This window comes from Pseudomonas sp. LBUM1669 (genome assembly GCF_059695705.1).
In genome coordinates, this window is sequence record NZ_CP166784.1 from 2779111 (window position 1) to 2805821 (window position 26711).

Sequence of the window (26711 nt, forward strand, 5' to 3'; positions counted from 1 at the left end):
TCCATCAAGGACAAAAGGAGCTCATCGCAAACCCGATAGCGACCGCAGTCCGGGCAATCCCTTTCCTCCCACGGGCCTAGACACTGAATGCGTTCCGCCACGCCGACACAGATAAGGCAATTCATCGTGATCATCCATTTTTTGTTTTTTAACCGCCGTCCGTGAGCCGTTTGAGACGCCCGGTACGGGAATCGTCGGTTGCACGCAGGGGGCTGGAACTCGGTCGACCCATACGGTCGAACGAAAGTTCAGGACGGTGACGCTGCCAGCATAAACAGGTCGTATCTATCACCTGAGCCGACGTCAGTCAGGCGACGGTTGGACGGCTATCGACGCCGTTGCCACACCTTGACGTAGTCGACTCTAAAGGTAGAGGGCAGGTCAGCATCGTCGACCACGCCGAACCATTTCCACATGGCCTCACTGTCAAAGACGATCTCCATGGGGAAGAAGAAGTGGTTGTTCTTCGATTCCCTGACCAGCACGCCATCGACGTACCAACGCAGGGTGTCGGGCTGCCAGTCGAAGCCGTAGATATGGAACGCATCCGCCAGGCGCCACGGACTGATCCAGACGCTGCCATCGGCGATGTGCTCGGTGCTTTGCGGCGTGGCCCACAGGTGGGCATTCATGTTGTACGAACGGTCCAGGGCCGCGTCTTTGGTCTTGCCGGCGATTTCAAAGATGTCGATTTCGGTGGCGTTGTCGGCCATGCCTGTCCACGCGAGCCAGAATGCGCTGGAGCCTGAGGAGTTCATGGGTTTGGCACGTGCTTCGTAGTATCCGTAAAAGCCGCGTTCAAGGGTCCGGACCATCGCTGAGGTGTAGTCCTTGAAACCGAGTTTGACGTACTTCTGCGGCAAGGTTTCCTTGCGAAAGACGATGTTCAGGTTGCCATTGTTGACGGTGGCATTGTTCGGCGTGTAAAGCGCCGGTTTACGTCCGAGCGACTCGTTCCCGATGGCGTTGTTAACGTGCCAGCGTGTGCGGTCGAGGGTTGTGCCATTGAAGTCGTCGGACAGTGTCGTGTTGAGCGTCCACTGACCGGCATTGGCCTGATCGGACAACGGCAGATTGGCGTTGGTCCGGGTCGGCAATGTGCCTAGTGGTCCGACACGGGTCCAGGTGTCGGCTTGTTTGGGAATGGCAACGGACCACTTATCCGCCAGGTACTGAAATGCATGCTGGCGTTCTGCGAGGGAGGCAAACGCACGGTCGTACACCAACACTTCCGCGATGTCGCCGCGAAAGTTATCGGAATTGCCGACGGCATTGCGCCCGACTGCATACGGACCAATCGGCACATCGTAAAGCTCCAGAACGGAAACGGTCGGTTCATACGCGGTGGTCTGTTGCAGGCTGATGGCGAAATTCGGCAAGACGTTATCGTTGTGGGCGTTTTGCGGGCTTGAGCTGAACAAGCGTTGCCAGGGATCAACCTCGGCTTGTTCGGGCGGTCGACGGGACACGATCAATACTGTCACAGGGCCTTTGGCGCTGCGGATGGTTTTACCCAGAAACGCCGACACGCCACTGAATCGCACAACCGAATGACCATTCACGGCGTTTGCCATCCGCTGTGGCTGCGAGGCGGCATCGTCGACTGTGGCGTGATTGGACTTGCCTGATTTGTCTTTCCATTGCTGGACGCGGTTCTGCGCATCCAGGGTCATGCTTGACGCATCGGCCGCGTCCAGCCACAGCACGAGCCCGGTGTTGGGTGCACCGGGGGACGCTTGTGCTGCGTTGCAAGCCATCGAAATCGACAGCAGCAGTACCAGCAGAGATCCTTTAAACATCATTTGACCGCAATCAGCGCTGGAATTTCGAATGAAGACTGATACCCCTGCGGATTACACGACTGCCACCGCCAGGTATCGACAATCATCTGTTGAAGATCGCGTTGTGCGCTCCAGCCCAGTTCCCGCCCGGCCTTGCTGGGATCGGCCCAGCATTTGGCAATGTCACCTTCGCGTCGCGGGGCGAAGCGGTAGGGAATGGTGATGCCGGTGATGTCCTCGAAGCTATGGATGATCTGCAGCACGCTGTAGCCAATGCCAGTGCCCAGGTTCCAGAAATTGATGCCGTTGTGGTGCTGCAACACCTGAAGCGCCTTGAGGTGGCCGATGGCAAGGTCGACCACGTGGATGTAGTCACGCACGCAGGTCCCGTCCACGGTGGGATAGTCGCTGCCGTACACCGTGAGTTCGGGTATCCGGCCAATGGCGACCTGTGTCAGGCATGGCAACAGATTGTTGGGTCGGCCTCTGGGATCTTCGCCGATCATCCCGCTTTCGTGAGCGCCAATCGGGTTGAAGTAGCGCAATAACCCGATGCTCCAGCGTGGATCGGAGTGGCACAAATCGGTGAGCAACTCTTCGATCATGAGCTTGGTGCGGCCATAGGGATTGACCGGTTTGCCGGTGCCGAAATCTTCGGCAATCGGTGTTCGTGTGGGCTCGCCGTACACCGTGGCTGATGAGCTGAACACCAATTGGAATACGTCGTTGCGAGCCATTGCCCGGCACAGGTTAAGCGTTCCGGCGACATTGTTGGCGTAGTAGTCCAGCGGTTTGCGCACGCTTTCTTCAACGGATTTGAGGCTGGCAAAATGCACCACGGCATCGATGTCATAGCGGCTGAAGATGTCGTCTAGCAGGATCGAATCACGGATGTCGCCATTGATAAAATCGACCCGGGTCAGGGTCAGTTGCTCAAGGCGCGCGATGCACTCTCGACAGCTGTTACACAGGTTGTCGAGCACCAGCACATTGTGTCCGGCATTGATGAGCGCCAAAGCGGTATGGGAGCCGATGTAGCCGGCCCCGCCAGTAATCAACGTAGTTTTGCGCATGGTGAGGTCTTCCTGTCTCAGGGATTGAATTCAGCGGGTGGTGAAAACCGATTTGAATTCTTGCGGCCAGCGCGGGTGCATGACGCTATACGCCACGGCATAGCTCAGCGCGCCAACCACGATGTTGCAGATCAGGTGCAGGTAGCCTTGAAAACCTAGCTGCGGTGACACATACAAGACGGTTGCTGCCATGACGAGTGAGGCAATCACGCTGCGGTAATTGGAGTCGAAGAACCGGCGCCAGCCGTAACCGATGGCCGCGTTAAGTCCGCGGACTTGCAGCGGTGTGATGATCAACATCCGGGCCAGTAGAGCGAGGGCCGCGGCCATGCCGCCATAAACGTTGCCGAAGCAGTAGACCAGCGCCAGCGCCAGCACTGTGGTTACCACTTCAGCCCTGATCGTGAGGTGGCTGCGGTTGACCGCTACCAGTGCGGTGGTGGCGTACATGGCGGTGTTGCCAATGGCCGCCGTGCAGGCCAGCACTTGCAACAGGGGAATGGCTTCGGCCCACTTGGCGCCGAATATCAACAGGATGAGGTCGTTCGCCGTTAGCGCGATACCCATGAACAGCGGCGTCAACAGAAAGCCGCTCACGGCGGTTGAGTCGCCAATGATCCCGAGCAGTCGCAACGGCTCTGCGCTGCGCCGGGCGAACACCGGCAGCGCATAGCTCAGCAGGCCGTTATATATCGCAGTGCGTGGCAGATCGATGATGCGCATCGCCATGTTGAACATGCCGACCGCGTTCGCGCCGGCCGTCATCCCAAGCACCACGTTGACCCCGCGCTGAAGTGTTTGAGAACTCAGTGCGTTGATTGCAACCGGTGCGCCGGCCTTCAACAGTTCGCGCAAGACTGGACCGTCGATAAGAAAGGCAATGCGGCGCCGGTCACCGCGCATCAACACGATGATGGACACCCACTCCATGATCACCGCCTGGGCAATCACTGCCCATGCCCCGAATCCCCAGAGTGCGACAGCAATGCCGGCCACTCCGCCGAACACCTTGCCCATTAACGTGCGTGACGCCAGCATCCTGAAGTTGCCGCTACGGCGCATTTGCGCCACATAGACACGCGCCATCATGGTGAACAGGATTTTCACCGAGGCCACCGCCGTCATCCATTGCAGCATCGGGTCGGGCGTATACAGCATCACCGCCCCCGAGATGACGACGATGGAGGCCAGGCTGACCAGTACCGCGGCCCAGAACGCGGTAGAGATGTGTTTATCTTCCAGTCGTTCGAGCCGTACCAGCGGATCTTCGAGCACCGAGGAGTAGATGAGACCGACCAACTCGACGATGGCAATGATGATCGTGCCCACCCCCAGTTCGGCGGGCGACAGCAGCCTGGCATACACGACAAAGGTAATCATCGACAGGAAAATCAGGCCGAATTTTTCGGTGAAGATCCAGCCCAGGGAAATGAGTCGTCGATTGGCCATGGCGGATACCGGTTCAATGAGCGGTGGTGGACACCGTTGGCTTGCGCAATGATCTGGCGCGGGCATAGAGGTAGCGCAAGGTCGGTTTGCCGTGGTCGAAGAACAGCGTTTGCCAGGAATGTCTCAGCATTCGCTGGTACACATCGATCACCTCGACATGCCAGCCGCCTCGGGAAAAGGTATTGAGAAAGTCGGTGTGGTTGCCCAGCACGAAATCGATCTGTTGCTGCTTGCTGAGCTGAGCGCCATAGCGGGCGAGATAGACTTCGATGAACCGGATCTTGTTCTGGTAGTGCTTTTTCGGTTGCGCGGTCATGTTGCCGCTGTTGACCGTGCGCTCGAGCAGCACCTGGGGCACCGTGTGGATCTCCCAGTGTTCGGCGATTCGGGTCCACATGAAGCGGTCTTCGCAGTAACGCAGGCCGGCATCGAAGCCGCCGAGTTGCATCATCACGTCACGCTTGACCAGCGCGGCGGATACGCCATTGAGGACGTTGGCGTGGATGAAATCGTAAAAATGCATGCCGCTCTTGCGGATGTTGTCCAGTTGTCGCCTGCCGTCGCTGTAGTTGACCTGCGTGTAGCAGTCGATCAGCCCCACCGGCCGTCCCTGACGACTGAGTTCGTCATACAGTGCCAGTTGTAGCTCCAGTTTTTGCGGACGCCATTGGTCATCGGCATCGAGCATCGCCACAAACGTCTCTTGAGAGTGCCGAATCCCGTGGTTTCGGGCGCTGGCCTGACCTTCGTTGGCTTGCTGCAACAGCGTCAGGCGAAACGGCGCCGTGAAGTCTTTGACCCGTTGTGGTCCCTCATCGGTGGAACCATCGTCAATAACGATGACGTGATCGGGCAATCGGGTTTGATCGGCCAGGGATGCCAGCGTTTGCTCAATGCTGTCGGCGCCGTTGTACATCGGTATCACGACGCACACTGAATTCGGTGAAGGGGAGGTTTGATTGGGCACGGGTGTTTCTCCTTTTGTTACGCCTGGGCTGAGTCGCGCGGTAATCCCTCACCAGACGAACGCTGGCGCAGGGTTGTCGGTGATAATTCGGGGTAGGTCGCGTGGTGACGCCGAAAGGACAGGGCGAGGGTGCAAAACACCAGAAACTCGGCAGAGCGGTAGTTGGGGATCACGTAAGCCACATAGTTGGTGACGACGAACAAACCGATGATCACCAGGGCGCTGGCGCGAAACTGTGCCGCCTGGTTTGCCGTCACGGCGCGGTATTGTTTGAACAGCGCTTCGCCCAGCAGCAACGCCAGCGCAGTCAACTGGATAACGCCGCCGTTGAGCAGGGTCTCCATGTAGCCGCTGTGGGCGTTGCCGATGTAGCCCCAGCGATTGATGAAAGCATCGGCGTCGGGACTGGCCCAGAAGGCGCCGAAGCCGTAACCCTTGAGCCATTGTTGGTCGACAAACGGCGCGAGCAGCTCCCAGATCAATGTGCGGTCAGTGAGTGACGGATCGCGACCGGCGATCTCCAGCAGCCACGCAACGTGGTTGTACAGCAACAGGCAAACCAGCAGGAACACCAGCGTGCAACCGAAGAACAGCCACTGCGAGCGGTTGATACGTAAGCGGATCAGGGTGAGGAAGTACCAGTAGCTCACCGTACCGGAAACTATCAATGCCACGCCGGTCGCCGACTGGGCGAGCAGGATGGCGATCAGTGAAAAAAACGAGCAGAAGAGGGCCCAGCGGTTGCCTTGGCGGATCATCGGCAGCAACAGCAGGATGGCGATCGCGTTGAGCCGTGCGCCGGCGTTCTTTTCGGTAAAGATCCCCTTGAATGCGCCGTCGCGAATACCTCCGGATAAGAACGCGACGCCAGGCATGACCACGGCGAGTACCAACCCGATCAACGCCGCCACGCCGATGGCACAGCCGAGCATGAAGGTGATTTTTTCAAGCGGGTAGTTATAGGCAATGAAACCGGCGAAAAATACCACGCTGAGCATCGCGATAATCCGCTTGAACGTCAGCATCGGGTCGTAGGACCAGCCAATCGAGGCGATCACACAGAGCATGAACACCAGCAGAAAGAAGTTGCTGCGGTAGAAGGTTTTGCTGAGGAACACCTTGTTGCGGATGAAGAAGAACAAGGGCACCAACAGCGTGATGAGGCCGCAGACTTGGTTGGCGACGCTGCCTTCGAGGTCTTTACCGACGTCGCCGAAGCTGGATGCGCCACCCAGTCCGAGGACAAACGTGATCACCTGGATGTAAAACAGCACGCCGAACAAGGTGAAGCCATCGCGTAACGTCGAATATCTAATCTCCAGTGGTTTCATGATGCTGGACTCCCGAGCATCGCGGCGAGGTAGGTCTGCACTGCGCTGGCATTCATGAATCGGGCGGCCGCCTCAACGCGGGAATGACGCTGCAAATTCCGCGGTGTGGAAAGTTGCAGGGCAATCGCCTGCGCCAGTGCGAGCGGGTCGTCGACGGCGACGAGCGGCGCAACCAACCCGCCGATCAAGATTTCCTGGGGACCATGAGGGCAACGGGTCGCCACCACCGGCGTGCCCGTGGACAACGCCTCTACCAGCGCATTGGGACTGCCCTCGAAGCGTGACGACAGCACAAAGCAATCGGCCGCCGCCACTTCTGCCAGGGGATCATGGGTGTAACCCGGCAGGTCGACGCGATCGGCGACGCCCAATGTGCGTGCCTGATCAAGTAATCGAACCCTGAGTGTGCCTTCACCAAAAATGATCAAGCGGACGTCACTGTCCGGCAGCGCGGCGAACGCTGTGATCAAGGTGTCGAAGCCTTTTTGCGGCGCCAGGCGACCCACGGCGACAATCACCAAGCTGGACTTTTCCAACAGCCAGCGGTGGCTTGGCAGCCCCGGCGTCTTGTCGCGGAAGTCGTTGTCGAGTACCGGGTTGTCGGCAATGGTCACGTCCTGACGGCGCGCAAGGGTGGTATCGATCAGGTCCTGGGCGACACCGCGCGAAACGCAGATCACCGGGTTGGGAATAAGCCGATACAGCAGCGGTGCCACCAGATACGCGACCCGCACCATGAAGTCGGGGTTAACGTGTTTGTCATGGGAAAAGGCATTGCGCTCGCTGACGTGCAGCCGTGCCAGCGTGCCGGACAGCACGGCTGCGGCGATCGCCACCACGTTGACGTGAGTGAGGGCCGCCAGTTGCGCATCAAAGCGATTGGCGCGAAGAAATCGCGCGAGTGCCGGCACCGCACGAAAGCTGCGCGGGCTGCGCAATTCAACCTTTTTGACGCGTGGGTCGAGGTGCGCCGCATTGATGCCGCCGCCGGTAAGCATCAATAACGTCACGTCATTGCCCGCGTCGACCAGCGCTCCGGCCAGGCGTGTCATCATTTTTTCAGCCCCGCCCGCGCTGAGGTCATGCAGGATAATCAGCAATTTTTTCATTGGTTCCATACCTGGTAATACGCCTGCGCCGCGTGCTGGCTGGTGTAAGGGCGGATGGCGTCAGTGACCATTTTTTCGCTTGGAGCAACGTGATCCCGTGATGTCAGGCTTCGCAGCATTCCATTGGCCAATGCCGGTATGTCGTTGGCCTTGACCAGTTGGCCAAGCTGGCCGTTGTCCAGCAGTTCTCTGGGGCCTGTCTCGCAGTCGCATGCCAGCACGGCCGTACCCAGCGCCAACGCCTCGATCAGTACGGTCGGCATGCCTTCATGGAGGGAACTCAGAATGAACAGGCGTGCATGCCTGAGCAGTGGATAGGGGTTACTCAGGAAACCGGTAAAGTGCACCCGGTGCGCGATGCCCAGGCGATGCGCCTGAGCGGTCAGTGCGTCGCGCAACGGGCCGTCGCCGGCGATCACCAAATCCGGCAGCGCCTGGCGGTGCAACGCCATGGCGTAAGCATCGAGCAACAGGTGAAAACCCTTCTGTTCCGTCAGCCGACCCAGGCCCAACCAGTAGTCGGCGGGTAACCCGGCGGGCAGCGGCGCTTGTGAGGCTTGAAACAGTTGTTCGGTGATGACCGCGTTGGGGCAATAGGTAACTCGTTGCTGACCCCATGGGAGTAAGTCGACGAGAGACTGGCGCAATGCCGTGGAGACCGTCACCACTTTTCCGCTGCCGCAGAGGTACAAGGCATAGAGCAGGCGCAGGCTTGAAGGGCCGGTTTTCTGCTCAGTGCAATTAAGCGTTATGTGCCGGCTATAGATGACTTTGCAGGCACTGCCCAAGGTTGCGAACCAGGTGCAGACATTGGCCTGTTCTTTGGCGGAAATGAGGTGGGTGACGTCCTCGCGACGAATGAGCCGGCGCAACAGGACGATCGATCTGAGCAGGCCGACGATACCGTTCCCACCGCCGTTGTTGTGGCGTTGATCGCCTTCAGTGTCCGGCGTCTCACCGTTCATGACGAAAAAGCTCACCCGCTGGCCATCCTTGAGAAATTGCTCGGACAGCCGTTGCTGGACGCGCTCGACACCGCCGCCCGACTTGAAATCCTTGAGAATAAACAGGATATGCATGGTCACTCCTCAACGCTGATGGCGACTTTGCGTGACGCGATGAGCGCCAACAGGTGCACAAAGTTGTTCGGGTAGTCGATGAGGTAGCGCTTGATCGTATGGGGCTCGCGATACATGCGATAAAACGCGCGCAGATGCAGGCGATTGATCAGCGCCGGGTAATAGTTGCGTGTGGCCAGGGCTTCCTGGCGAATGAACCCGCCACAGGTGAAGGCGACCCCGCGAAACCCCGCGCGCAAGGCGTCCTGCTCGAATTGCTCTTGCAGTCCGGCACCCAGGCCAACGATCAGGATGTCCGCTTCGCTGCGGCAGATGTCGGCCCGAATGCCCTCGGCCTGGGACGCTGTGAAGTAACCGTTGTGGTAACCGGCGATGGCCAGCCGCGGGTAAAGGGCCTTGATCTTGCTGACGAACAGGTCCAGTTCCGCTTGCCGGGCGCCGACGAAATAGACGCGCTTGTCCAGTTGCTCAGCGCCCCTGAGTACAAGGTCGGCAATAGACGTGAAGTCAAAGCTGACCCGTCCGATCCTCCTGCCGGTGACACGCGACATGAATGTCGACATCAGCATGCCGTCGCAAAAATAAGTGACGGCGCCCGGGGCCTGCTCGAAGACACTGCCGATGGACGCAAAGTTGATGAAGGAATAGGCCTGGTTGGCCTCCAGTAACTTCGGTGAGAATTGCCCGACTAATTCCAGCCTGATCATGGCGCGGCTCCGTTCAAAGGGCTGGAAGGGTCTTTCGGCCCACGGATACGTAGGTGAAGCCGCGTGTGCTCATCCGCTGCGGATCGAACAGGTTGCGTCCGTCAAAAATCAGCGGTTGCTTGAGCCGCTGACTCAGCAAGTCGAAATCCGGCGCCCGAAACGATTGCCACTCTGTGACGATGATCAGCGCGTCGGCATTTTTCAGGGCGGCCTCCTTGGTGCCGGCCAGCGTCAGGTCATCGCGCGAACCGTAAATGCGCTGGGCCTCTTCCATGGCTTTGGGGTCGAACGCCTGGACGCTGGCGCCGGCCTGCCACAAAGCCTCCATCAATACCCGGCTGGGGGCTTCGCGCATGTCGTCGGTGTTGGGTTTGAAACTCAACCCCCACAGGGCAAAGGTTTTGCCGCGAAGGTCACCGTCAAAGTGATTGAAAATCTTGCTGTACAGGCTGGCTTTCTGTTCGTGGTTGCGCGCTTCGACGGCCTTGAGCAGCCTGGCGTCAAAATCGACGTGGGTGGCGGCATGTATCAGGGCCTTCACGTCTTTGGGAAAGCACGAACCGCCATAGCCGAGGCCCGGGTAGATAAATTGATAACCGATGCGTGGGTCGGAGCCGATGCCGTGGCGCACCCGCTCGATATCAGCACCGAGTTTTTCGGCGAGGCAGGCCATTTCGTTCATGAAGCTGATCTTGGTCGCCAGCATGCAATTGGCGGCGTACTTGGTCAGTTCGGCGCTGCGAACATCCATGACGATGATTTTTTCGCGGCTGCGATTGAACGGTTCGTACAGTTCCCGCATGACGCTTTCGGCGTGCGGGCTGTCGGTGCCGATGATGATCCGGTCCGGGCGCATGCAGTCGTCGACCGCGCAGCCTTCCTTGAGAAACTCCGGATTGGAGACCACGTCGAATGTCAGGTCGCTGCGATCGTTGTCGGCCAGCACCTGCTCGATGCATGCGCGCACCAGGTCACCGGTGCCGACCGGCACGGTGGATTTGTCGACGATGATGTGGTGACGGTCCATGTTCAGGGCAATGGTTTTTGCCACGCTCAATACGTATTTGAGATCGGCCGAGCCGTCTTCGTCAGGCGGCGTACCGACAGCGATCAGCAGCACATCGCCGTGGTGAACAGCGCTCGCCAGGTCGGTGCCGAACTGCAGTCGTCCACTGTGGTAATTGTCGCGGACCAGGTTTTTCAGGCCGGGCTCGTAAATGGGCAGCGTCCCTTCCTTCAGGGCCTCTACCTTGGCAGCGTCGATATCGACGCAGAGCACGCTGTGCCCGACCTCTGCCAGTGCGGCGCCTTGGACAAGGCCCACGTAACCAATACCAAATACGCTCACATTCATGATCAAACCTCGGGTCGGCGTGACAGTGATCAACGATGGGGCAGGGGTCAGTAGATGTTTTTCGAGAACAACGTGAAGGGGGTCTTGATGAGGATCTTGATGTCGAGCCAGAGCGACCATTGGTTGATGTAGTTGAGGTCCTGGGCGACGCGTAGCTGCATCTTTTCCACCGTCTCGGTTTCCCCGCGATGCCCGGTGACCTGGGCCAACCCGGTGATGCCCGGCTTGAGGCGATGCCGGGCCATGTAGGCGCGCACCTTGCCGGTGTAGTAAACGTTGTGGGTGACGGCATGCGGGCGAGGCCCGACCAGGGCCATCTGGCCGAGTAATACGTTGAACAGTTGTGGCAGTTCGTCGATGGAACTGCGGCGCAGAAAGCGGCCGAACGGTGTGACGCGTTCATCGTCACGGGTGGCTTGATGCACGTCGAGATCGTCATGGACGCGCATCGAGCGAAACTTCCAGACCTTGATCACTTCACCGTTGCAACCGTGACGATTCTGCTTGAACAGCACAGGGCCTGCGGAGGTCAGCTTGACGGTAGCCGCCACCACCAACAGCAACGGGCTGAGCACAATAATGGCCAGGGCGGCCAGGCTGCGTTCGAACAGGTCCTTGCAGAACAGGCTGGCGGGGTGCGAGCTGATCAGGCTCTCGTTGAGGTAAATCGCAGGCATTCGCTCGATTTCCGAGATCGAATGGTTGAGCAATACCATGCTGCCGAAATCCGGGATCCACACCACATCGACATTCATGTCCAGCAGGTCGATGTACAGCGCTTCGATGGTGGCGGCATGCGCCATCGTCAGGACAATGTAGACGCGGCGTACCTCCAGGCGCGTGATGATTTCGCGGATGGCGTCAACGTGGCCGAGCAGCGGCAGAATGCTGGGGGCCGGGCCGCTGTCATCGGCTGCGGCGATGAACCCCAGTGCCAGCGCGCGGTTCGGTCTGGAGAGTTTTTTCGCCAGCTCATGGGCGGTCGGGCAGGTTCCGATGATCACTGAACGACGCTCGTTGCAGACCATCCGCGAGTGCAGTCGGGCGAAGTAATGCAGTGGCAGAAAACTCATCGCCTGGACGAGGAAACCCAGCACCGCCCAGACCACGATGACCTGGCGCGAGTAAATCGCGCTGGTCTGGGTAATGAAGGCAATAGCCGCCAGAACGGCTAGCAGGATCAACCAGCCGGCCAGTAAGCGGCCGAGCCCGACCACCAGGCCATGACGCTTGTGGTAAACCTGCATCACGCTGTAGATCGGCACCGAGCCGAGCACGGTCAGAATCAACAGGATGCGGTATTCGCTGGTCAGGCTGCCGACGCGCCAATACACAAGTAGCATCAGCAACGAGGTCGCCAGCGTCAACGCACACACCCACTGGCCCCAGAACGTCAGGCCTCGGCGGTGTGTCATGTGAGCGGTATAGAGCGGTGTCATGGGCTTAACCTCAAGGCACAATTAATGCATCAGCGCTGATGGACGCGCACGGCGTGGCTCCCGCAGGCTTTTCCGTAGCTCGGCAGAGGTGAAGCAACGTGTTGTGGTGGCAGAAAGAGGGGTAGCGACAGGCTCGAACGTCGGCAGTTACCGGGGGGCGAAGTCGTAGTTATAAAACGTCTTGGAATGGTGGTAGCCGTACTTGCGCGCCTTGCGCAGGTCTACCTGGTTGAGCACGGTGCCAAATACCGACACATGGCTCTGCTGCAACATGGCAATGCCCCTCTGCACCTGACTGATCGGCGTGCTGTCGGCCTTGACCACATAGATCACCGCATCCGAATGCTGGGCCAGCAACAGTGCATCGCTGATCATTTCCGCAGGCGGTGAGTCGATAATGATGTGGCGGTAACGCGACTTCAGCGCCTCAAGCATGCGCGCCATGCGCGGCGAGCTGAGCAGATCCTGCGGCGGAGGCTGGCGTGACGGGTTAAGCGATTCGGCGGGGGAAGGCAGGCGCGGCGCGCTGAACAGATCCCGCGAAGGGGGCATGACCATGCCGGCCGGGAGCATGTCCAGATTGCCCACCGAAACGATGCAGTCTTCAAGCCTGGCGGTGCCCGCAATGACATTGGCCAGCCCCGGGCTGTCAGGCGGAAAATCGAAGTTCAGCGAAAGGGTTGGCTGGCGCATGTCAGCATCGATCAGCAACACTCGCTCCAGCGAAGTGAGGGAACTGGCCAGGTTGGTGGCAATGGTGCTTTTACCCTCACCGGCGACGGTCGATGTCACGAGTACCACCTGCGACGGCATATCACTGCTCTGCAACATCAGCCAGGTGCGCAGGTTGCGAATGGTCTCGGAAAAGCGCGGGTTGTCGTTGTCTTCGAACAAGCGCGCCAGTTGCCGACGACTTTTCTTCATCACCAACGGCACCACGCTGAGCAGAGGAATGTTAAGCGTGCTTTCAATCGTCTCGTCGGTTTTAAAGGTGTTGCTCAGGCTGTCGAAGAGCAGCGCCAACGCGACACCGATCACCGCTGCCACTAACCCGACGATCCCCACAATCAATGTTTTACGGGGCTTGCTCGCTTCCACAGGCACAATAGCCGGGTCGACAATGCGCACTTTGGTGGAGTCCATGTCGGCGGTGGCCGCGGTTTCCTTCAAGCGGGTGACGAAGGTTTCATACAGTGCGCGGGTGCTGTCGACTTCACGTTGGAACTCGCGCAACTGGAATTCCTTGCGGGCGATGTCCTGGATCTGAGCCTTGTTGCTGTTGAAGGATTGGCGCAGCGAAGCTTCACTGGCCGAGGCCAGCTGGTATTGCCGTTCGATCCCGGCGACGACCTGCTGCACCTGCAATTGCAGGCTGGTGGTGGCGGCGCGCAATTCCGACTGTGCGGAAATCAGGCTGGGGTGTTTCGGACCATAGCGTCCGGACAGTTCATCGACCTTGGCTTGCGCCTTGGCCCGATCCGCCTGGAATTGCTGGACCAGCGGGTTACTCAAAACCGCCGGTACGCTAGAGAGTCGGCTCAGGTCGCCGTTACTCAGGGCTTTCGCCTGCCGGTATTCACTCTCGGCTTCGGCGCGGTTGCGACGGGCGTCGACCATGCGATTGCCGGTCATTTCCAGTTCGTTGGCGCTGATGGTGGCAACCCCGCCAACGTCCACCAGGCCTTGCTCCTCCCGATAGCCTTGAAGCTTTTTCTCGGCAATACGCAGGTTGTCGCGCAGCTTGACCAGTCGTGTGTTCATCCACGCGGTGGTGGTCTGCGAGGACTTTTCGCTGGTGTCGAGCTGGCTGTCGGTAAAGCCATGAGCCAGCGCGTTGGCCGCCCCAGCCGCCAGAACAGGGTCTGGCAGTTCGACCTCGATTTCGAGCAATTGGCTCTTGCCGACGAACTTGACGCTGGTGTGCAGCATGAGGTTCTGCGTGACCTGATTGAAGACATCTTCTTCGCTTGGCGTATCTTTCACCGGCATCAACAGGCCCAGTCCCGGGATCCATTTATCAAGGTCAAGGTCGGCCAGCCATTGGCGCGGCGTGAACCATGGCTTCGGTTGCTGGCGCGGGTCGGTGACCGGGTTGGTCGTCAGTTCGAGTTTTTTCACCGCTCGTTCGGCAAGGTCCCGCGACTGCAGGAGCGCTTGTTGTGTCTGCAAGTAATCAGTGGCGTTGCTGCCTGAGTCCTTGACTTGCTGGAAGGACATCAGCGGCGGTGTTTTATCGTTGAACAGCAAGGTGGTGCTGCCGACGTATTGCGGCGTGATGTTCGAGACCACAACGGCCGCCAGCAAACCGCTCAGCAGGACCAGCCAGCCGATGCTCCATTTGGCGCGCCAGATCACCCTCCAGAGTTTGAGAAGATCAATGGTGTCCTTGTCTTCGCTGTACTGCTGATGCAGATGCGTTTGAAGAGGACGTTCGACGTAGGTGCTAGGGCTGTTGTCCATGATTAGAAAAAGCCTTGTGCAATGGAAATGGTGTCGCCGGGGGCAATCGTGGTGTTTCGCGTGACCTCATCGGTGAGAGTCGGGCCGTCATCACCGCGCAAGATGGTCACGCGTTTGATGGAGGCTCGCTCGGTCAGTCCACCACCCAGAGCGATGGCTTTTTCCAGGGTCAATCCGGGTATGAAGGGATAGCTGCCGGGTTTTTTCACTTCGCCGTTGATATAGAACGAGCGGTATTCGATCTGGCTCAAGCTGACTTTCGGGTCGTTCAGATAGCCTTGTTTAAGCCCGTTGACGATGATCTTTTCGACCTGGCCGGGTGTGAGTCCCTTGGCGGAAATCTCACCCAGGAACGGATACGAAAATGTGCCGGCATCGCTGAGGCGGATTTTTTTAATGCTCAGCTCCGGCTCGCCGAACACGATGATGCGCAAGACATCGCCAGCGGCCAGTTTGTATTGAGTGCCGGGGTCTGCTGCATACGTATTGGGTACAACCGCCAGTGCGAACAACAAGCCAAGCGTATGTGAGTTCATGTCGAAACCCTCTTAGAGGCTTACGTTAAAACTGATCTGAACCACGTTGCGGGTAAAACTTTCGTTGTCGGCATCGGAGTCGTTATCGCGGAACCGATAGCCAAGTTCGATATCCAGCCACCGACGCATCGCGTACACCACGGCCAGGTTGTAGTCCTGTAAGTTGTCCGTGCGGCTTTGGCCTTCGTAGACATAACGACCGTACCCGGCTTGCGCCACCGTGGTGATCCGTTCGGTCCAGCCATGGCGCCAACCGACCTGGGTGAAGGTGGACTTGACGGCATCGGCACCATCGTCCCCCTCGGCGAGGGCCTGGCGGGCCACAAAGGTAAACGTTGAATAAGTGCGGGGCTTCCATTGCAAGTCCACTTGCCACGTGGGGTTGTCGAGGTCTTTGGATTCGCTGCTGTCGAAGTCCTTTTTCTCATAACCGACACGGACTTTACCGGTGGTCTTTGCGGTAATGTCCCAGACGGCACCGGCAAGTACCGCGTTGGATTTGCTGCTGCGCGGGCTGTTGGGTTCCAGATAGTCAAAATTGGTGTGGTCGTACTCGAGCAGGCCACGGGTATTGCTACCGATGCGGTGATACCAGGTACTGGTCAGGGCGGTGGTATTGCGCTCTTTGTCGTCATTGACGCCGTCGGCGTTGTCGTAGCGAAGTTCCGCGTAACTCGCGCCGAAATCGATCTGGTTGTCAGCGCTCTTGGCGCCATAGGTGTAAAGGCCACCCACCCGTTTGTTGTTGATCTTGTCATTGACGCCTTCGACCGCCGTCGATTCCGTGCGCTCGTATTTTCGATACTCGGCGTCGAGCTTCAGACGGTGCCGGTCGGTGAACTCCATGATGCTGTCCGCCCGCACCCGTTGTGCGGTGTTCGAGGCATCCGACTCGTCGTGGTAAATGTAACGGGTGGGTTGCCAGGTCAGTCGGGTGGCGCTGTTGCGATCTTCGGCCTTGAGTTCGAAGGAGGGCGCCAGCTTCGTGATCATCGAGGACTGTTTGTTGTTCTCCAATTCTCGAAAGTTATCGTCATAGCTTTCTGAAAACAGAAAGGTGGGAGTGAAATCGAACCCGTAAACATCAATAGGTGCCGGATCAATACTCCAGGCCAATCCAGGGTAGAGGGAGGCCATGATCAGTGCAAAAGGGCAGCGTGAATTCAAGGCCATGTCATGGCTCCTGGAATAAGCTATCAGTCAGATATTGGGTTGAAGCGAGGGGTGCTGACGTTCGAGATCAATTAACGGCATGCAGATCGCCTGGTCCCGATTTAGAAACTGCAGCAGGATCATGACGCGCTCAGTCCCGTGGGAGGTGATGAAAACCCTCTCGAGTGTCGACAGTGGGCCGCGGATTATTTGCAGGTGGTCGCCGGGCGTAAGGGGTGGGTCATCGTGGGATATCGTTGAATCGAAACAGCGCGCACGCAGATGCTCGATGACGTTCTCGGCCACCGTCGCAGGACCATGATTGAATTCGACGAAACGACTGACGCCCCGAGTAGAGCGTATGGGCGCCCAGTTGTCATTACCGCCAAGATGGATAAACAGATACCCAGGAAAGAGGGATTCCCGCACCTGCTGTTGTTTGCCGCGAATCACGCGTTCACTCAACAGTTGGGGGTGAAAGACGACATAGTTTTGTTGAAGCAGGTTGAGATGGGCACGTTCATCCTGGTGAGGCTTGCATTGCAGAAGGTACCAGTTAGAGCGTTCGGAACGGATTGCTAGCATGCTGGTAAACTCCGTAAAGATCGAAAGTTTAGGCAGGCAGTGGCTCTATTAAGACCCGAGAAGTAGTTAGGTCAGGCAGCGTTATTTTTTTTGTGTGTAGTGCGGGGGTGTGTGTCAATAATGAGTCAGGGTGTGTTACATGGGCGTAACACTGGGGTAATGACTATGCGCTATATCTGACAGCCTGTCGGATATATAGCTTGAATCGTAATCTGAAGACAAAGCTACCGCACGGTCCATACGAAGGGGCCGCAAAAAACAAAGACTTCAGAAGTTGTCTGATGATCAGCGATAAACGAACAAACTGCACGCGTATCCTGTTTCATCACGCCGTGTATTTATTGACCACTCTCGATAAACTGTCAAACGTTCCTTGTCAAAAAACATGCCTTCCATCCAATAGTGCGGCCGCTATTGCGCAACCAATTGTTTTTAAAGCCAATTTAATTTCCGCCGGGCGGATTAAACTTTTTTAGCTATTAATAGTCGTCAGAGGGGCAGGGCAGTCCGGGATGATACCCCAATAATGGGGCCTGTTATGAAATCTGGATCCATTGTAATTGCAACGCTATAACTAACTACCTGTAGTTGTGCAAGGGGGCGGCATTATGACTATTCTCGTGACTGGCGCGGCAGGTTTCATCGGGTATCACACGGTCAAACGATTGTGCCTGGAAGGGCGAGAAGTTGTTGGTATCGACAACCTCAACGATTATTACAGCGTGGAATTGAAACACGCTCGGCTCAAGCAACTGAGCGAATTGCACGGTTTCCGTTTTCAGGCGATGGATATTGTCGATAAACCGGCTTTGATGGCGTTATTCAAAGACAGTGGGTTCACCGAGGTCGTGCATCTGGCGGCGCAAGCGGGGGTTCGTTATTCGCTGGACAACCCGGATGTGTATGCGCAATCGAATCTGGTGGGATTCCTGAACGTGCTCGAAGCGTGCCGACACTATCGGCCTGCGCACCTGATCTATGCGTCGAGCAGTTCGGTGTATGGCGCCAACAGCAAACTCCCGTTCAGCGTCGACGACCCGGTGGATCAACCGGTTTCGCTTTATGCCGCCAGCAAGCGCGCCAATGAATTACTTGCCTACAGCTACTGCCATCTCTATGGGATTCGCGCCAGCGGCCTGCGTTTTTTTACTGTGTACGGTCCTTGGGGGCGTCCTGACATGGCGCTGTTCACGTTCACCGAAGCGATGCTCAAGGGCCGGCCGATTGATATCTTCAACCATGGCCAGATGGCGCGTGACTTCACCTATGTCGACGACATTGTCGAAAGCATCGCCCGGTTGCTTCCGAAGCCGCCGGTCCCGGACAACGAGGCTATTGGCGTCAACCGTATTTTCAACATCGGGCGTGGAAAACCGGTCGCGTTGCTCGATTTTGTCGAATGCCTGGAAACGGTGTTGGGCATAACAGTGCAGCGCAATTATTTGCCGATGCAACAGGGCGATGTCATCAAGACATGGGCCGATGTGTCGGCGCTGGCAGACTGGGTCGGTTTCTCGCCCCACACGGAGGTTGATGCAGGCGTGAGGCAATTTGTGCAGTGGTATCGCGACTTCTATCAGGTCTGAGTCGTTGCTTCACCCCAACACGAAATCCACCGGTTCGAGTGCCGGAGGCAGCTGTGTTTCTCCCAGCGCTATCGCACTCGCTACGTTGAGAAAAGTCGGTTTGGGTCTGACGATCATGGTGTTCCGCCTGCGCAGATACGAGGTTCACAGCTCATCGCCGAGTAATTTCAGGTATTCGGGGCTCTCGGAAATGGAATTATGGCCCACGCCCGGTATGACCCGCAGCGTGGCCACGCCCTTGGCAAAATGCGAGTAGAGCTGTTCCGTGCTTGAGCGCGGTATGACTTCGTCGTGCTCTGCTGCGATCAGCAGCGTGGGTATCGTGATGTGCGTCGCGTACTTCCAGGATTCAAAGCGCTCCTGTAGCAGCCACTTCACCGGGAACCACGGGAACTGGCGCACGGCGAGATCTTCCAGGCTGTTGTAAGGCGTAATCAGGATCAGGCTCGAGGCCGGGCGCTGGCTGGCGAGGCGCACAGCGACCCCCGAACCGAGGCTGCGCCCGACCACGGCGATGTGCGGATGAGCGTCGTAGACCTTGTCAAACAAGGTCATGGCATCGCGCTGAATCGACTCCTCCGAAGGCGAGCCGGAGCTTCCCCCGAAACCTCGATAGTGCAGCAAATAGATCGCATGGTCCGGGAAAGCCTGGGCGAACCCGGGCAGGTTGCGAGAGACATCTTCGGCATTGCCGCCGAAATAAATCAACGCCTTCGGCCCGTCGTGGGGCCTGACCGACACCCGCACGTCCGCGTCGTCTACCGTCAGCTTGAGCAGCGTTTCGGGTGTCTCGATGGCACTGGGCTGCGGGAAGTAGATCAACGCGCGCTGAAACACGAACAGCGCCGCACAGAGCGCCAGGTACAACGCGGCCAGGATGACGACGATTAACACCAGGGTTCGTGGCATTCGGCTAACTTTAGTGGGCGACATTGACGGCTCTGGGCTCAGGAACCCAATCCACTGGATCGGAGCCAGAGTTTAGTTCATCGGTAGCGGGGCACACCGGGCCCCGCTACAGAGGAGGGCGCCCATGCCCATCGCTGCAAAGTGGCTCGACGTCCAGCCCGGCGAAAGAACCGCCCTGATACTGGGGTTTGCGTTCCATTTCTGCGTGTTGGCCAGTTATTACCTGGTGCGACCGCTGCGCGATGCCTTGGGCCTTGAGGGCGGTGCCGACAAATTACAGTGGCTGTTCACGGCGACCTTCGTGGTGATGCTGTTGATGGTCCCGGTGTTTGGTGCGCTGGCGTCGCGGCTGCCGGCCACGCGTTTCGTGCCGTTGATCTATCGCGTGATCGCCGCGTCGATGCTGGTGTTTGGTGTGTTGATCGCCAATCACATCGCGCCGGTCGCCGTCGGGCGGGTGTTTTTTGTCTGGATCAGCATTTACAACCTGTTCATCGTCAGCATTTTCTGGAGCGTGCTGGTCGACCGGTTTTCCAGCGAACAAGGACGGCGGCTGTTCGGGTTCATCGCGGCGGGTGGCACCCTGGGCACGTTCATCGGGCCGTTGCTCGCGGCAACCATGGCCGCGCGCCTGGGCCCGGTGGCGTTGACCGTCGCGGCGGCGCTACTGCTGGAAGTCGCGGTGCGCTGCTATCGGGCGCTGCTCTCTCGGACCCGATCGCAGTCCGGCAGCCGCTTGCTGGATGATCGACGCATGGGCGGCAGCATTCTGGCCGGGATCACGTTGATTGTGCGTTCGCCTTATCTGCTGGGGCTGGTGTTGTTCATGCTGCTGCACACCAGCGCCGCGACCTTGTTGTATTTCGAGCAGGGACGGATTGTGGCGGGTAGCTATGCTGATGTGGCCAGCCGGACGCAATTCTTCGCCGTGGTCGATTTGATCGTGTCGGCGCTGACCTTGATCTTTCAACTGCTGCTGACAGCACCGTTGATTCGTTTGGTCGGTGTCGGCGGGGCGCTGGTGGCATTGCCGCTGGCGACCATCGTGGCGTTTACCGCCATGGCCCTGGCGCCCGTGCCCGCCACCGTCGCCCTGGCGCAGGGGCTGCGTCGTGCGGTCGAGTTCGCCATCGTGCGGCCGGCACGGGAGGTGTTGTGGACCGTGGTCAGCCGCGAGGAAAAGTACAAGGCCAAGAATGTGATCGAAACCCTGGTGTACCGCGGTGGAGACGCCGCCAGTGGCTGGTTGTCGGTCGGCTTGACGGCACTGGGCGCCGGTTTTGGTCTGGTGGCGCTGGTGATCGTGCCGTTTGCCGGGCTGTGGGGCTGGTTATGCCTGTGGCTCGCCAGGCGCCAGGAACAACGGGCTGACAGCAAAAAGGTGGAAGGGCCATTCCATGAGCCACACTGATGGATACACGCGTCGCCAAATACTCACGCTGGCTGCCGGTGCTTCGGCGGTTTTCACCTTCGGCCCAGCCTTTGCTGCAACCACGCCGTCGAAGGACACAGGAGGCAAGAACATGCTGACCCGCGCCATTCCTTCCAGCTCCGAGCCATTGCCCATTGTCGGGTTGGGTACCTATCGCGGGTTTGATGTCGAGCCGTCGAGCCCCGCCTACAAGCAGTTGCCCGCCGTTCTGCGTGCGTTGTTCGAGAAAGGCGCAACGGTGATCGACAGCTCGCCGATGTACGGGCGGGCCGAACAGACGACCGGTGAGTTACTGTCGATTTATGAGCCGCGTTCGCCGGCCTTCCTGGCCACCAAGGTCTGGACCCGTGGCCGCGAAGAAGGCATCGCGCAGATGGAGCAGTCCTTCAAACTGCTGCAAACCGATCGCATCGATCTGATGCAGATCCACAACCTTCTGGACTGGCAAACCCATCTGCCGACCTTGCGCAAATGGAAGGAAGAAGGGCGCATCCGCTACATCGGCATCACCCATTACACGGCCTCGGCCTATGACGAGGTGGAAGCGGTGCTCAAGGCTGAACCGTTGGATTTCTTGCAGATCAACTATGCGCTGGATGACCGTGGCGTCGAGAAACGCATCCTGCCTCTATGTCGCGAGCGCGGCGTGGCGGTGATCTGCAATCGGCCGTTTGGCGGCGGCAACCTGCTTACCCGATTGAAGGACAAACCCTTGCCGCGCTGGGCGGCGGACGTGAGGGTCAACAGCTGGGCGCAGATGACGCTGAAGTTCTTGCTGTCGCATTCAGCGGTGACCTGCGTGATTCCCGGCACCGGCAACCCGCGCTACATGGCGGACAACGCCGGCGCCGGTTTCGGGCCGATGCTGACCGGTGCGCAGCGCGAGCAATTGATCGATATCGTCGGTTAGGCGCAAGTTATCGCTGGAGACGATCAGCGGCGATCCAGCCACACCGTCTGCGCATTGCAGAACTCGCGCACGCCGAAGTGCGACAGCTCGCGGCCAAATCCGCTTTTCTTCACGCCGCCGAAGGTGACGCGCGGATCGCTGGCGCAGTAGCCATTGATGAACACGCCGCCGGTTTCCAGTTCGCCGGCCATCTGCTGGGCACGTTCCACGTTGCCGGTGTAGATCGTTGCGGCGAGGCCGAATTCGCTGTCGTTGGCCAGTTCCAGCGCATGGGCGGCATCGCGCGCGGTGATGATCGAGGCCACCGGGCCGAACAGTTCCTGCTTGAACGAGGTCATCTGGTCGGTGACATCCTTGAAGACCGTAGGCTCGTAGAAGTTGCCCGGGCCGTCAGCCTTTTTGCCACCCAGCAACAACGTCGCGCCTTCTTCCAGGGTGTCGCGCACCTGTTGATCCAGTTCATCACGCAGGTCAAAGCGAGCCATCGGGCCGATGTAGGTGTCGGCAGCCAGTGGATCGCCGACCACCAGTTTGCGCGTGGCTTCGACGAACTTGCGCGTGAATTCCTCGGCGATGCCTTGCTCGATGATCAAGCGTTTCGCTGCTGCGCAGACTTGCCCGGTGTTCTGATAACGGCCAATCACGGCGGCTTTGACGGCTTCGTCGAGGTCGGCATCGTCGAGCACGATGAAAGGATCCGAACCGCCCAGTTCCAGTACGCATTTCTTCAACGCAGCACCGGCCTGCGCGCCGATGGCCATGCCGGCGCGCACGCTGCCGGTGAGGGTCACCGCTGCGATGCGCGGATCGGCGATCGCCGTGGAAACACCCTCCGGCGTGACGTTGATGACCTCGAACACACCTTCAGGGAAGTCGGCTTGTTTGAAGGCTTCCAGCAGCAGGTAAGCGCTGCCCATCACGTTTGGCGCATGTTTGAGCACGTAGGTGTTGCCGGCGATCAGCGCAGGAACGGCGCCACGCAGCACTTGCCAGATCGGGAAATTCCACGGCATCACCGCGAGAATCGGGCCGAGCGGACGATATTCAATGCGTGCTTTGCCACCTTCAACCAGGGTCGGCTCGGCGGTCAGCATGGCCGGGCCGTGTTCGGCGTACCACTCGCAGAGCTGGGCACATTTTTCGATTTCACCGCGGGCCTGGGTGATTGGCTTGCCCATCTCCAGGGTAATCATGTTCGCCATCGCTGCGGCGTTACCGCGTAACGCTTGCGCCAGAGCGATCAAAAGCTGTGAGCGTTGCGCAACCGCTGTGCTGCGCCAGACGCAGAATCCGGCAGCGGCACGGGACAGTGCAGCCTGCAGCGCCGAATCGGATTCAAACGGGTAGTGGCCGATCTGCTCGCCGGTGGCGGGGTTGATCGAAATGGCGTGGGTGAGGTTGGAAACGTTGGTCATGGCACCGTCCTGCTAGGTGGGAATACGCTCAGGTTACGGTGGCGTTTGTTTTCTTGAAACTGAATAATGCTGAGCATATCGTTCACGTTTGGAGAATGACTTTGGATCTGGTTCAGCTGGAAATTTTCAAAGCAGTGGCCGAACACGGCAGCATCAGCGTGGCCGCCCAACACATCCACCGAGTGCCGTCGAACCTGACGACACGGATCAAGCAATTGGAGCAAGATTTGGGCGTGGACCTGTTTATCCGCGAGAAAAGCCGCCTGCGCCTGTCGCCGGCGGGCTGGAGTTTTCTCGATTACGCCCGGCGGATTCTCGATCTGGTGCAGGAAGCCCGGGCGACGGTGGCCGGTGAGGAACCCCAGGGCACCTTTGCGCTAGGGTCGCTGGAAAGCACGGCGGCGGTGCGCATCCCCGAGCTGCTGGCCGCGTATAACCAAAAGCACGCCAAGGTCGAGCTGGACCTGTCCACCGGACCGTCCGGGACCATGATCGACGGTGTGCTGTCGGGCCGACTGGCCGCTGCGTTTGTCGACGGACCGGTGTTGCATCCGGCACTGGAAGGCGTGCCGGCATTTGAGGAAGAAATGGTGCTGATCGCGCCGCTCAACCATGCCCCGATCCACCGCGCGCGGGAGGTCAACGGCGAAAACATCTATGCGTTCCGCTCCAATTGCTCCTACCGCCACCACTTCGAAAGCTGGTTCGCCAAGGACTCGGCAGTACCCGGCAAAATCTTCGAAATGGAGTCGTATCACGGCATGCTGGCCTGCGTCAGCGCCGGAGCCGGCCTGGCGCTGATGCCGCGCAGCATGCTCGAAAGCATGCCGGGCTGCACCACGGTGAGCGTCTGGCCGTTGTCGCCGTCCTTCCGGTATTTGCGCACTTGGTTGGTGTGGCGCAGAGGGACGGTGTCCCAGAGCCTGACCATGTTTGTGCGCTTGCTGGAAGAGCGCGGTGTAGTACAGCCAGAAACCTGAATAAACACAAAAACCCTGTGGGAGTGAGCCTGCTCGCGATAGCGGTCTGACAGTCACCAATTCTTTGACTGACACACCCTCATCGCCTGCAGGTTGGCTCCCACAGGTATCCATACCTGCATCATTCAGCCTGAGTTGCGAACCACTGCATGACCTGCGCGCACGCCGGATGAGTCGCCGCCGAAGGTTGCAGGCATAGCGAATAGGCGCCTCGGGTCTTCAACGGGCTGCCGAACGGAACGACCAGCACCCCGCGATCAATCGATTCTTGCGCCAGGGTCAGATCGGTCACCGCCACCCCAAGCCCACGCGCTGCCGCATCAAGCGCCAACTCGTCGAGGTTGAAGGGAATGTGCCGATAGTCCTCCAGCGGCTTGCCGTCATTGGCGGCCAGCCATTCGATCCAGGCCTGTTGGTCAGCCGAACGGTGCAGCAGCGGGAAGCGCACAAGGTCCTCCACCGACGCCAGCGGCCGGGTTGCGCTGGCCAGGCCGGGTGCACACACCGGCACCAGCGCTTCCTCGAACAGGGTCAGGCAGGCGGAATCGCTGGACGGTTCGGGCAGGTAGAGGATGTAGGCGTCGCTGTCGCTGGCCGGCTCGACAATCTCGGTCGCAACGGTTTCGATCGACAGGGAAATGTCCGGGTGACAGCGATAGAAATCGCTCAGTTTCGGCAACAACCAACGCACCGCCAGCGACACATGCATGCGGATGCGGAACGGGCGTTTTTGCGGAGACAGCCGATCCTCAAGGGTTTTCAGTTGATCGAGAATAGTGCGTGCGCAGGCCAACACCTGTTCGCCCTCCGGTGTCAGGCGAATGCTGCGGCTGCTCCTGACAAACATTGGCACACCAAAGTGGCTTTCCAGCTGCTGTATTTGCCGGCTGACGGCGCTTTGGGTCAGGCAGAGCTTATGCGCCGCTTGGGTGAAGCTGCCCGAATCAGCAACTTCCACCAAGGCCTGCATGGCTTGCAGGGAAGGAACGTGACGAATCTTATCCATGCGTTTTCTGAATGGCTCGATGAGTTTATAACGTTGGTTGTAGCACCGAAGACCTAATAGATTCTAGCCCTAGCCGCCGCCATCAGACATTGCCTATGCAATTACCGCATGTGCCGGCGAGCAGAACGACAGTCTAGGCAGGTGACGCATGAATAATGAATGTGGCTGGATCGCGCAAGCAGGAAGTGCCCCGGCGCGTGATGGTCTGATCGGCGCGCAAAAAGCCGATTGGCTGATCATCGGTGCCGGCATTACCGGCCTCAGTGCCGCCCATGCACTGGCGCAGATGCACCCTCAGGCGCGCATCGTGGTGGTCGACAGGCAACGCGCGGCGCAAGGCGCTTCGGCGCGTAATTCCGGATTTGTGGTGGCCCACGAACACCCCGCCAACGATGAATTGATCGGCAACTCCGGGTTTGCCGGGTTTGAAGTGGACACCACGATTTCCCGTGCCGCCAGTGCGGAAGTGCGCAAGGTAATTGCCCGGCACAGCATCGAATGCGATTTCCGGGACTCGGGCTATTTCTTCGCCGTCAGCGATCCCGCCAAGCTCACCCACATCGACGCCAAGCTGCACACCCTGCGGGCGCTCGGCGCATCGGCGGAGTTTTTCGAAGGCGAGCAGCTGAAGCAGAAACTCGGCACCCGGCATTACCGCGCCGCGATCTGGTGCGGCAAGGGCAACGCGTTGCTGCAACCGGCGAAATATGTGAAGGGCTTGCTGGAAGCGCTGCCAGAGACCGTGACCGTCTACGAAAACACCGACATCACCGGCCTCGATCGTCTGGGTAAAGGGCGTGTGCGGGCCAGCGGCATCGATGGCAGCATTGAGGCGAAGCAGGTGCTGATCTGCCTCAACGCCTTTGTGCCGCGCGCGGGTATCCAGGACAGTGGCACCTTTGCCATGGAACTCAGCGCCAGCCTTACGCGGCCGTTGAGTGACGAAGAGTTTCGCAACATCGGCAGTGTCGAGCCCTGGGGCGTGCTGTCCACCCGTCCGCTCGGTGCCACGGTGCGCCTGACACCCGATCGCCGGGTGATGATCCGCAACACCGCAGAATACCGTTCGCGGGATTTGTCCGGCCATGAACTGGCTATCCGTCGCCAGCACCATGTGCTGGGTTTGCAGCGACGTTTCCCGTGGCTGACCGAGCAGGATATCCAGCACACCTGGACCGGACACCTGAGTGCGTCACGCTCCGGGCAGCCGTTTTTTTCCAGGGTGGAAGAGGGCGTGTTTGCCGTGGCCGGCTGCAACGGCTCGGGCGTGGCGCGCGGCACCCTTTGGGGCCGACTGCTCGCCGAACTGGCCTCGGGTGCTGGCTCGCCGTTGCTCGATTCCGTGATGGAGAGAGCCCAACCCGGCTGGCTCCCGCCGCGCCCGTTGCTCGACATCGGCGCGATGTTTCGCATGCGCGTCGAAGCCATCCGGGCCAGGACAGAAATCTAGA

At 59.1% G+C, this 26711-nt stretch carries 22 protein-coding genes; 5 read left to right on the forward strand and 17 right to left on the reverse strand.

The features are described 5' to 3' along the window. Positions 1 to 326: 326 nt before the first annotated feature. From ACA051_RS12985 to rfaH, 14 genes are all read right to left on the reverse strand, one after another. Positions 327 to 1802: a family 16 glycosylhydrolase gene (locus tag ACA051_RS12985; RefSeq protein WP_497375094.1), complete on the reverse strand. Its 1476-nt coding sequence runs from the start codon at positions 1800 to 1802 to the stop codon at positions 327 to 329. Next, on the reverse strand, positions 1799 to 2854 hold the full coding sequence (galE, locus tag ACA051_RS12990; RefSeq protein ID WP_497310162.1) for a UDP-glucose 4-epimerase GalE: 1056 nt from the start codon (positions 2852 to 2854) through the stop codon (positions 1799 to 1801). The genes ACA051_RS12985 and galE overlap by 4 nt, the downstream gene beginning before the upstream one ends. 30 nt (positions 2855 to 2884) lie before the next feature. After that, a complete protein-coding gene (locus tag ACA051_RS12995) occupies positions 2885 to 4303 on the reverse strand; it encodes an oligosaccharide flippase family protein (protein WP_497310163.1) in 1419 nt (472 codons plus the stop codon). A 13-nt stretch (positions 4304 to 4316) separates the two neighbouring features. Next, entirely contained in the window at positions 4317 to 5270 is a 954-nt protein-coding gene (locus ACA051_RS13000) for a glycosyltransferase family 2 protein (RefSeq protein WP_497375096.1), read from the reverse strand. 17 nt (positions 5271 to 5287) lie between these two features. Beyond that, positions 5288 to 6601: an O-antigen ligase family protein gene (locus ACA051_RS13005; protein WP_497375098.1), complete on the reverse strand. Its 1314-nt coding sequence runs from the start codon at positions 6599 to 6601 to the stop codon at positions 5288 to 5290. Then, a complete protein-coding gene (locus ACA051_RS13010; protein WP_497310166.1) occupies positions 6598 to 7710 on the reverse strand; it encodes a glycosyltransferase in 1113 nt (370 codons plus the stop codon). Before ACA051_RS13010 ends, ACA051_RS13005 begins: the two co-directional genes overlap by 4 nt. Continuing rightward, on the reverse strand, positions 7707 to 8789 hold the full coding sequence (locus ACA051_RS13015; RefSeq protein WP_497375100.1) for a glycosyltransferase: 1083 nt from the start codon (positions 8787 to 8789) through the stop codon (positions 7707 to 7709). The genes ACA051_RS13010 and ACA051_RS13015 overlap by 4 nt, the downstream gene beginning before the upstream one ends. Positions 8790 to 8791: 2 nt before the next feature. Further along, complete coding sequence (locus ACA051_RS13020; RefSeq protein ID WP_497375102.1) at positions 8792 to 9496, reverse strand: WecB/TagA/CpsF family glycosyltransferase; 705 nt, start codon at positions 9494 to 9496, stop codon at positions 8792 to 8794. A 13-nt stretch (positions 9497 to 9509) separates the two neighbouring features. Then, positions 9510 to 10850, reverse strand: a complete 1341-nt coding sequence (locus ACA051_RS13025; protein ID WP_497375104.1) for a UDP-glucose dehydrogenase family protein — start codon at positions 10848 to 10850, stop codon at positions 9510 to 9512. A gap of 47 nt (positions 10851 to 10897) precedes the next feature. Then, positions 10898 to 12289 (reverse strand): undecaprenyl-phosphate glucose phosphotransferase, encoded by a 1392-nt coding sequence (locus tag ACA051_RS13030; protein WP_497310170.1) that lies wholly within the window; start codon positions 12287 to 12289, stop codon positions 10898 to 10900. A gap of 147 nt (positions 12290 to 12436) precedes the next feature. Beyond that, positions 12437 to 14749, reverse strand: a complete 2313-nt coding sequence (locus ACA051_RS13035) for a GumC family protein (RefSeq protein ID WP_497375106.1) — start codon at positions 14747 to 14749, stop codon at positions 12437 to 12439. A gap of 2 nt (positions 14750 to 14751) precedes the next feature. Further along, positions 14752 to 15285: a polysaccharide biosynthesis/export family protein gene (locus ACA051_RS13040; RefSeq protein ID WP_403101796.1), complete on the reverse strand. Its 534-nt coding sequence runs from the start codon at positions 15283 to 15285 to the stop codon at positions 14752 to 14754. A 12-nt stretch (positions 15286 to 15297) separates the two neighbouring features. After that, entirely contained in the window at positions 15298 to 16458 is a 1161-nt protein-coding gene (locus ACA051_RS13045; RefSeq protein ID WP_497310172.1) for an outer membrane beta-barrel protein, read from the reverse strand. 27 nt (positions 16459 to 16485) lie between these two features. Then, the gene (gene rfaH, locus ACA051_RS13050; RefSeq protein WP_497375108.1) at positions 16486 to 17022 is read right to left on the reverse strand and encodes a transcription/translation regulatory transformer protein RfaH; all 537 of its coding nucleotides are present in this window, start codon (positions 17020 to 17022) and stop codon (positions 16486 to 16488) included. A 608-nt stretch (positions 17023 to 17630) separates the two neighbouring features. Here rfaH and ACA051_RS13055 point away from each other — a divergent pair. Next, the gene (locus ACA051_RS13055) at positions 17631 to 18608 is read left to right on the forward strand and encodes an NAD-dependent epimerase (RefSeq protein ID WP_497375110.1); all 978 of its coding nucleotides are present in this window, start codon (positions 17631 to 17633) and stop codon (positions 18606 to 18608) included. A gap of 144 nt (positions 18609 to 18752) precedes the next feature. On the opposite strand, the gene ACA051_RS13060 is transcribed toward ACA051_RS13055, so the two are convergent. After that, positions 18753 to 19541, reverse strand: a complete 789-nt coding sequence (locus ACA051_RS13060) for an alpha/beta hydrolase (RefSeq protein WP_497310175.1) — start codon at positions 19539 to 19541, stop codon at positions 18753 to 18755. A gap of 100 nt (positions 19542 to 19641) precedes the next feature. Between ACA051_RS13060 and ACA051_RS13065 the strand changes: the two genes are divergently transcribed. Next, complete coding sequence (locus tag ACA051_RS13065; RefSeq protein WP_497375112.1) at positions 19642 to 20928, forward strand: NTP/NDP exchange transporter; 1287 nt, start codon at positions 19642 to 19644, stop codon at positions 20926 to 20928. Beyond that, positions 20915 to 21859, forward strand: coding sequence for an aldo/keto reductase (locus tag ACA051_RS13070; RefSeq protein ID WP_497310177.1), 945 nt, complete (start codon positions 20915 to 20917; stop codon positions 21857 to 21859). The genes ACA051_RS13065 and ACA051_RS13070 overlap by 14 nt, the downstream gene beginning before the upstream one ends. A 23-nt stretch (positions 21860 to 21882) precedes the next feature. Here ACA051_RS13070 and ACA051_RS13075 read toward each other — a convergent pair whose 3' ends face one another. After that, positions 21883 to 23274, reverse strand: a complete 1392-nt coding sequence (locus ACA051_RS13075) for an aldehyde dehydrogenase family protein (protein WP_497375114.1) — start codon at positions 23272 to 23274, stop codon at positions 21883 to 21885. Positions 23275 to 23375: 101 nt separating this feature from the next. On the opposite strand from ACA051_RS13075, the gene ptrR reads away from it, so the two are divergent. Next, on the forward strand, positions 23376 to 24254 hold the full coding sequence (gene ptrR / locus ACA051_RS13080) for a putrescine utilization regulator PtrR (protein WP_497375548.1): 879 nt from the start codon (positions 23376 to 23378) through the stop codon (positions 24252 to 24254). 121 nt (positions 24255 to 24375) lie between these two features. Here the strand turns inward: ptrR and ACA051_RS13085 are convergent, their stop codons facing one another. Beyond that, positions 24376 to 25260 (reverse strand): LysR substrate-binding domain-containing protein, encoded by an 885-nt coding sequence (locus ACA051_RS13085; protein WP_497375116.1) that lies wholly within the window; start codon positions 25258 to 25260, stop codon positions 24376 to 24378. A 148-nt stretch (positions 25261 to 25408) separates the two neighbouring features. Between ACA051_RS13085 and ACA051_RS13090 the strand changes: the two genes are divergently transcribed. Continuing rightward, positions 25409 to 26710, forward strand: a complete 1302-nt coding sequence (locus ACA051_RS13090; protein WP_497375118.1) for an NAD(P)/FAD-dependent oxidoreductase — start codon at positions 25409 to 25411, stop codon at positions 26708 to 26710. Position 26711 lies beyond the last annotated feature (1 nt).